Genomic DNA, 7721 nt, shown 5'->3' with positions numbered 1-7721 from the left:
CGAGATACCTGAGTTCCGCAATACTCTGCAATACCACGTCTCGGCGGTTGTATGTCGGCATCACAATGCTGAACCNGACCGAACGCCCATTACGGGCGGGCTGCCCCGCCGAATGGTCCGGGATGTCCACGCTCGGTTTCTCACGGTAGCTCATCGCGAATTCCACCGAGCCAACCCGGATGACGCTCGCCCCATGGGCCTGACTCTAGTTCGAGCCGGTCGGTGCGGCGGGACGCGACCCNCGGNCGTGTCGTCCAGGCAGATCAACCTCACGATCGCGTTCCACGAGCGCGGATAACGCTACGCGGCACGCAGCGGCAGAGCCCGGTCCCGGTCACCGGCAACGTACCCGGTCGCTTCCTTCGTTTTCTTCACACCGTTGATGCGAAGTAATCCCATGGCGGGTAGTACCAGGGTTAGTAATCCCAGGGCAAGGTTCCTGGGGATGGTCATGGTGTGTGGGCGATTGCGAACTCCCTCGACCGAGGCGTCGCCTGACCGGGGCGCCGCTACTGGGCACCCAGTAGCGGCGCCGCTACCGCGCATCCGGCCGGCGGGGCTGGTCGCGCAGGCGTTCCAGCGCCCGCCGGTCGCGCTTCGTCGGCCGCCCGGCGCCCCGATCGCGCACGGCCACCACCGGCGGCACCTCGCGCGCGACCGGCGGGCTGCGGTCGACGAAGGACTCCGCGGCAACGGGCGCGCCGACCCGCCTGTGCGGGATCCGGGTGACGACGACGACCCGCTCGTGCCCGGGCTGGCGCACCCGGATCTCGTCGCCGGCCCGCACCGGATGGGCCGGCTTGACCCGCTCGCCGTTGAGGCGGACATGGCCGGCGCGGCAGGCGGCGGTCGCCTGCGATCGCGTCTTGACCAGGCGCACGCACCAGATCCAGGTGTCGATCCGGGCGGTTCCCGCCGGCGACGTCATAGGCGTGGGCGACGTCATAAGTCTGACTGTACGAATCGACCGGCCGACCTGTCGTCGTTCGGGGACGGTCAGGCGGTGACGATCGACCTGCGTGGCGGTAGCAGGGCGCTCGTGACCGCCGCGACCGTGCCGGCGCCGGGACCGGCGTCGGTGAGAGCCGCGACGGAGTCAATGGGGTGGGAAGGCCGTGACGGGCCCGGTGATCGACAGCCGCACGCGGGTGCCGGGTTCGGGAAGCTGGCGCCCCGGCACCCGCGCCGTCACGGTGCGGCCGGACCGGTCGAGCCGGAGCTGGACGGTGGCGTCGTGGCCGAAGTACCGCACCTCGGTGACCCGGCCGACCACCACGTTCCGCTCCTTGTTCCGCTCCTTGTTCCGCTCTTCGTTCCGCTCTTCGTTCTCGTTTCGGTCCTGGCTCTCGTGCTGGTTCTGGTTCTCGTTCTGGTTCTCGTTCTGGTTCTTGTCGCCGTCCGCCGCGGCGAGGAGCCTGATCTGTTCCGGCCGGACGAGCAGGCGCGCCTCGCCCTGGGGAGACCCGGGCCGGNCGGCGAGTTCGCCAAGGTCGCAGGAGGCGGTGAGCCCGGTGACGACGGCGGGCATGAACACGGCGGCGCCGACGAAGGCCGCGACGGTCGGGTTNCCGGGTGAGGCGTAGACGCCCTGGGGCGTGCCGGTCTGGGCGATGCGACCGGCGGCCATGACGGCGACCTGGTCGGCCAGTGACAGCGCCTCGTTCTGGTCGTGCGTGACGAGCAGCGCAGTGGTCCGGTTGGCACGCAGCGCTTCGACGACGGCGCGGGCGGTGTTCAGGCGGAGCCCCGCGTCCAGGGAGGAGAACGGCTCGTCGAGCAGCACCAGGGACGGCCGCGGGGCCAGGGCCCGCGCCAGCGCCACGCGCTGCTGCTGGCCGCCGGAGAGCTGATGAGGGAACCGGCGGGCCAGGCTCGCGTCCAGCCCGACGAGGTCGAGCAGCTCGGCGGCCCGCCCGGCGGATCGGCGTTCGGCGCGGGGCAGGCCGAACCCGATGTTGGCCGCGACGTCCACGTGCGGGAACAGGGCACCTTCCTGCGGGACGTACCCGACCCGCCGCCGCTGGGCGGGAACGCTGCGACCGGGGCCGAACACCCGTTCGGCGCCGAAGTCGATCGTCCCGCCGTCCGGGTCGCCGAATCCCGCCACCAGCCGTAGCAGGGTGGTCTTGCCGCAGCCCGACGGCCCGAGCACGGCCGTCACACTGCCGTCGGGCACTCGCAGATCGATCCCGGCGAGGGCTGTCGTGGCGCCGAACCGTTTGGTGACCTGGCTGACACTCAGCGCTGTCACGTGCTTCTCCTAGCAGAACGGGTGAGCAGGAAGGTCGCCGGGGTCGACAGCAGCACCATCAACCCCGCGTAGGGGGCGGCCGCGCCGTAATCGACGTCGCGGACGTTGCTCCAGAACTCGGTCGCCAGGGTGTCGGTGCCGGTGGGTGACAGCAGCAGGGTCGCGGTGAGTTCGGNGACCACAGCGAGGAACACCAGGATGGCGCCGGCGCCGACGCCGGGGGCGATCAGTGGCAGGGTGACCCGCAGCCAGGCCCGCGTCGGGCGCAGGCCCAGGGCGTGTGCGACGTCGTCCAGGACGGGTGGCGCCTGCGCGATCGCGCCCCGTACCGCCACCGTGGCCCGCGGCAGGAACATGATCGCGTAGGCGGCGATCAGGAGGGTGGTGGTCTGGTACACGGCCGGCAGGATGTGCAGCGATACCGTGACGAGAGCGAGCGCCACCACGATGCCCGGCAGCGCGTTGGCCGTGTAGGTGCTGCGTTCAAGCAGCGTCCCGATCCGGCCCGGGTGGCGTACCGCGAGCCACGCCACCGGAAGCGCCAACAGGACGGTGCACAGCGCGCCGGCGAGGCCGAGTCCGGCCGCGGTCGCGGCGGCGGTGGCCAGTTCGACGGCGGGGAAGGCGGCGGAGGCACCCACCAGCAGCCAGCGGACGAGGCTCACCAGCGGCACGCCGAGCGCCAGGCCCACGACCGCGCCGAGCCCGCCGACGGCGGGGGCGGTGAGCCGGCCGAGCCGGGCGGGTTGCGCGGTGCGGCTGGCTCCGGGCCCGAGCCGGGCGTAGCGGTGCCGACCGCGCAGGCTCAGCTCGGTGCCGACCAGGACCGCGCAGTACAGCACCAGGACGCCGGCGAGCATGTTCGCCGCCGGGCCGTTGAACGACGAGCGGTACTGGTCGTAGATGGCCGTGGTGAAGGTGGGGAACCGCAGCATCTGCAGGGCGCCGAACTCGGCGAGCAGGTGCAGGCCGACCAGCAGCGACCCGCCGAGGACGGCCGGGCGCAACTGCGGGAGCACGACCCTGGTGAACGTCCGCCACGGGCCGAGCCCGAGTGACCTGGCGGATTCCTCCAGCGCCGGGTCCAGCCCCCGCAGGGTCGCGCCGACGGGGAGGTAGACCAGCGGGTAGTAGGCGAGTGTCACGATCAGCAGGGCGCCCGGGTATCCCTCGACGTCCGCGGTCAGCGAAACCCAACCGTAGCTGACGACAAACGCGGGCAGTGCCAGCGGAGCGGCGAGCAGCACGTGCCAGACCCGTCGTCCCGGCAGGGCCGTCCGTTCCACCAGCCAGGCGGCGGCCGTGCCCAGGACGGCGCTGGCCGCCATCCCGCCGGTCACGAGCTTGGTGGTGTTGACCAGCAGCTCGCCGACCCTGGGCCGGATCAGCAGCCGCCAGGCCTCCGACCAGCCCACACTGACCGTGTATCCGACGACGAAGAACAGTGGGACGGCCGCGAGCAGCGCGACGAGCACGCAGGCCAGCAGCAGCGGGCGCGGGTACGCCGGGCCGGTGCGTACCCACCATCCCGCCGTCGTGGGCTGGCCGTTCAGAGCAGGCCCGCCCGCTGCATCAGTTCGACGACCTTTGGTCCGTTCAGGGTCGAGATGTCGATGTCGGGCGGATCGAGGGTCGACAGCGGCTTCAGCGCAGGGTTCGTGGGGACCGCGTCGGACACGGCGTACTCCAGGGCACCGCTGTCGACCAGCGCCTTCTGCCCGGCGTCGCTGGTGAGGAAGGCGACCAGCCGCTGCGCCTCGGCCTGCTGGTCGCTGGCCGCGAGGACGCCGGCGCCGGAGACGCTGACGAACGCGCCCGGGTCCCGGTGGCCGAAGAAGTGCAGGTCGACGTTCCTGCTGTCCTTGCCCGACTCCGCCTGGTCCTGGTACCAGTAGTAATGGTAGATCACAGCGGCGGGGNCCTCNCCCGCGTTCACGGCGCGCAGCGCGGCGATGTTGTTGTCGTAGATCTTCGCATTGCGTTTCAGCCCGGCGAGCCACTCGGCGGTGGCCCCCTCGCCCTTCACCGCGAGTACGGCGCTGACGATGGCCTGGAAGTCCGCTCCGGCCGCCGCGACACCGACCTTCCCCTTCCACGCCGGTCCCGCCAGGTCCATGATCGACGTGGGCAGCTCGTTCTTGGCGACCTGCCCACGGTTGTAGATGAACACCGTCGACCGGGCCGCGAAACCGACCCAGTTGCCGGTGCTCGGGACGTACTGGTCAGGCACCTGGCCCAAGGTGGCCCGGTCCAGTTTGCTGAAGCGGCCGGCGCGGTCGACCAGCGTCATGGCCGGCGAGTTCTCGGTGACGAAGACGTCCGCCGGCGAGCTGTCGCCTTCCTGGACGATCTGGTTCGCCAGCTCGGGGTCGCCGCCGCGACGCAACTCGACCTTGATGCCGGTCTGCTTGGTGAACGCGTCCACCATCACCCGCATCAGGTCCTGGTGCTGCGCGTTGTAGAGCGTGATCGTCTTCCCGTCGTCCCCCGAGCCGCACGCTGACAGGCCGGCCAGGCAGGTGGCCGTCACCAGCACGACCAAGGTTCTTCCTAACGAACCCATCGGGCTCCTCCAGCTGAACACTCCACCTGAACCCTCCACCTGGACAGACACGTCCGACCGACCTCGAACCCCTAATCGGTGTAGAAGTTAACTCATGCTTACCTTAGCGCCGTAGAATGTGACGAGTGGCACAAGTCGGGAGCGCTGGCGGGCGAACCGCGGAGCGGACGCCTGGCGCCGAGTGGGATCGGCACGCCCGCCGTGAGCCGGCTGAGAAGGCCCATGGCATGGAACGAGACCTTCCACGCGGCGACGCCGACGGTGAGCGAGGCCAGCAGCGCCAGGACCGGATGGTCGTCCTGCAGAAGGGGGAACACCTGCCAGTGGGTCAGGTAGATGTAGAGCGAGCTGCCGGCCAGCGGGCCCGCCAGCCGGCGCAGCGGGCGTGGGCAGCGGACGCTCGTGGTCCAGGCCAGCAGGAGCACGCCGCCGAGCACCACGTGCTCCCGGCGTGCGTCAGCGAAGAACCCGGGGATGGTGAGCGCCGCCGCCGCGGTGAGGGCCAGCCGCTGCCGTACCGTGGTCGCGGCGGCGGTGGCCCATCCCAGCGCGAACAGCCAGAGCACCGCCACCGACGTCTGGGTGTGGCGTGGTCCCGGCGGTAGGGCCACGACGTCGAAGCGGGTGAGCAGACCGGCGGCGAGGACACCGGCGGCGACGGCCCACGGGCGGCGCCGCTGCCAGCGGTCGAACGCCGGCACGCCGAGCAGGGCCGCGAGGACCAGCAGGATCTGGACCAGGGCTTCGACGAACCAGAACTCCCAGGGTGGGCCCGCGCGGTCCGGCCCGAACACGCTGTTGAGCAGCACGATGTTGGCGGGTTCGTGTTCGTCCATGACGAGCACGAGTACGGTGATGAAGACGATGCTCGGCATCGCGAGGTACGCGATGCTGCGGAGCAGCCCGCGGACCCGGTCGCGCCGCGGCGCCGCGGTCAGGTGGAAACGGGCGAAGTTGTAGCCGGCGACGGCGATGAGGAGATGGGCGCCCCCGAGGATGCCGCCGACGGCGTCGAAGGTGTTGGCGTGCGTCCCGACGATCAGCACGATCGCAACCGCCCGGAGCAGCACGCTGGTCTCGATCGAGCTGCCAGAGCCGCCAGCCCGGCGCTTCGGTCGCGTGGCCGGCTTCAGGTCCCGCACGGCCATGGTGTGCCAGCCGGCGGGCAGGTGTCCGAGGGCGTCCTCCAGCCGCAGTGACAGTTCCACGTAGGACAGCGAGTCGCCGCCCAGGCTCACGAAGGTGCTGTCGTCGGTGACATCGTCGCGGTGGAGCAGCTCGGCGAACAGCCGGCGTACGTCGGCTGTTCCGTCCGACGGTCCGTCCCGTCCGGTGGGCGCGGTCGTGCGCGCCGGTCGCGCGTCGCGGGCGATCTCCTGCAGCGCGACCAGATCCGGTTTGCCGGTGGCCAGGCGGGGCAGGGCGGCCAGGCGGTGGACGCGGACGGCGTTCTCCGGCAGCCGGCAGGCCCGCGCGACCAGCCGGCGGACCGAAGGCGTGTCCCGGTCACCCTCGATCATCACGTCAACGGCGTCGTCGCCGGTCACGCAGCAGGCGCTGAGCCCCTGGCCGGCGAGGGTGTCTTCCACGTGTTGCAGGTCGATCCGGATCCCGAAGACCTTGGCGAATCTGGTCTGCCGTCCCACGATCTCGTACAGGCCGTCATCGGTGCGGCGCGCGACGTCCCCGGTGCGCAGCTCGTCGAGCGTCGGACCGAGCGCGAGGTCCGAGGCCGTCCGCGCGTAACCCATCATGACGTTGGGCCCGGAATAGACGAGCTGCCCCAGATCCCCGGTGCTGTCGGTGCTCCCGGTGCGGTCGGCCAGCGGCTCGAGCCGGAACGACCCGCCCGGGACCGGGACTCCGATGGTGTGGGGGTGGGTCGGCGCGAGGTGCGGCGGCAGGCAGGACATCCGCGCCGTGGCCTCGGTCTGGCCGTACATCACGACGAAGTCCCAGCCGTTGCGTCGTCCGAGCTCGGCGTAGCGGGCCACCCGGTCCGGCGCCAGTCGACCGCCGGCCTGCGTGATGTAGCGCAGATGCGGCAGCGACATCGCGTCGAAACCGATCCTGTCGAGCAGGTCGAACGTGTAGGGGACGCCAGCCAGCGAGGTTCCCTGCCCGTCCCGGAAGAGGTTCCAGAAGCAGGCGTCCACGACGGACAGGGACGTCAGGATCAGACCGGCCCCGCACAGGAGGTGACTGTGCACGACCGACAGCCCGTAGCAGTAGTACAGGGGCAGGGTCGTCGCGGCGCGGTCGCCGGGGCGAAGGCCGAGGCACTCGACGATCGACTCGGCATTGGCCTGCAGGTTCGTGTACGACAGCCGGACCAGTTTCGGTGAGCCCGTCGAGCCCGACGTGCTCAGCAGCAGCGCGAGGTCCGGATGAAGGTCGTGCTTCGAGCCCTCCCGCCGCTGCTCGACGCGGGTCCGCGTGCCGGCCGGGCGGATCACCACGTCGGGGTCATAGGACGTGATCAGGGCGTCGGTCGACGCGGCGTTGTCACCCGGCACCAGCAGGACCGCGTGCCCGGCGGACAGCGCCGCCAGGTACAGGACGAGGACGTCGATCGTGTTGACCGCCGCGAGGAGCACCAGCCGCCGCCCGGCGCCGAGCCGACCGGCGGCGGCGTCGACGCGTGCCGCCAGTTCGCGGTAGGACAGCCGGCCCTCAGCCGTGACAACGGCCGTGCGGTCACCGTGCCGTTCAAGGTGGCGGGCGAGGAACACAGTCGAGCTTGCGAGGGACGGGCCTGCCTTGGTCACCCAGCCAATGTACAAGTAAGGAAAGCCTACCCTAAGTCATACCTCTCACTGCGCCTACGTCATCGACCTGTGACGTTCGGTGCCGCAGCCGCCCATGGATGATCTTGCTGTGTGGCGGTGGCAGTGGCGGCGGCAGCGG

Annotated in this window: 5 protein-coding genes and 1 pseudogene (1 of these 6 cut by a window edge); all 6 read right to left on the bottom strand. The window is 71.0% G+C overall.

Annotated features, from left to right (window positions below):
- A pseudogene (locus tag CED_RS21365) lies at positions 1-61 on the bottom strand (polysaccharide deacetylase family protein); it reaches 1715 nt to the left of the window's first position.
- Positions 62-535: 474 nt separating this feature from the next.
- Positions 536-928: an RNA-binding S4 domain-containing protein gene (locus tag CED_RS05560; protein ID WP_023840909.1), complete on the bottom strand. Its 393-nt coding sequence runs from the start codon at positions 926-928 to the stop codon at positions 536-538.
- Between the two features lie 168 nt (positions 929-1096).
- On the bottom strand, positions 1097-2251 hold the full coding sequence (locus CED_RS05555; RefSeq protein ID WP_035908952.1) for an ABC transporter ATP-binding protein: 1155 nt from the start codon (positions 2249-2251) through the stop codon (positions 1097-1099).
- Entirely contained in the window at positions 2248-3804 is a 1557-nt protein-coding gene (locus tag CED_RS05550; RefSeq protein ID WP_051868681.1) for an iron ABC transporter permease, read from the bottom strand. The genes CED_RS05555 and CED_RS05550 overlap by 4 nt, the downstream gene beginning before the upstream one ends.
- Positions 3801-4814, bottom strand: coding sequence for an iron ABC transporter substrate-binding protein (locus tag CED_RS05545; RefSeq protein ID WP_051868675.1), 1014 nt, complete (start codon positions 4812-4814; stop codon positions 3801-3803). Before CED_RS05545 ends, CED_RS05550 begins: the two co-directional genes overlap by 4 nt.
- A gap of 98 nt (positions 4815-4912) precedes the next feature.
- On the bottom strand, positions 4913-7582 hold the full coding sequence (locus CED_RS05540; protein WP_023840906.1) for an AMP-binding protein: 2670 nt from the start codon (positions 7580-7582) through the stop codon (positions 4913-4915).
- Positions 7583-7721: the final 139 nt, after the last annotated feature.

The organism is Frankia sp. CeD (assembly GCF_000732115.1).
Taxonomy (GTDB): Bacteria; Actinomycetota; Actinomycetes; order Frankiales; family Frankiaceae; genus Frankia; species Frankia casuarinae.
Note: the sequence above shows the minus strand (reverse complement) of the source record. Positions and strands in the feature narration are given on the sequence as shown.

Coding starts and splice junctions, on each gene's coding strand:
- CED_RS05560 (WP_023840909.1), bottom strand. CDS start 928: ATGACGTCGCCGGCGGGAACCGCCCGGATCGACACCTGGATCTGGTGC.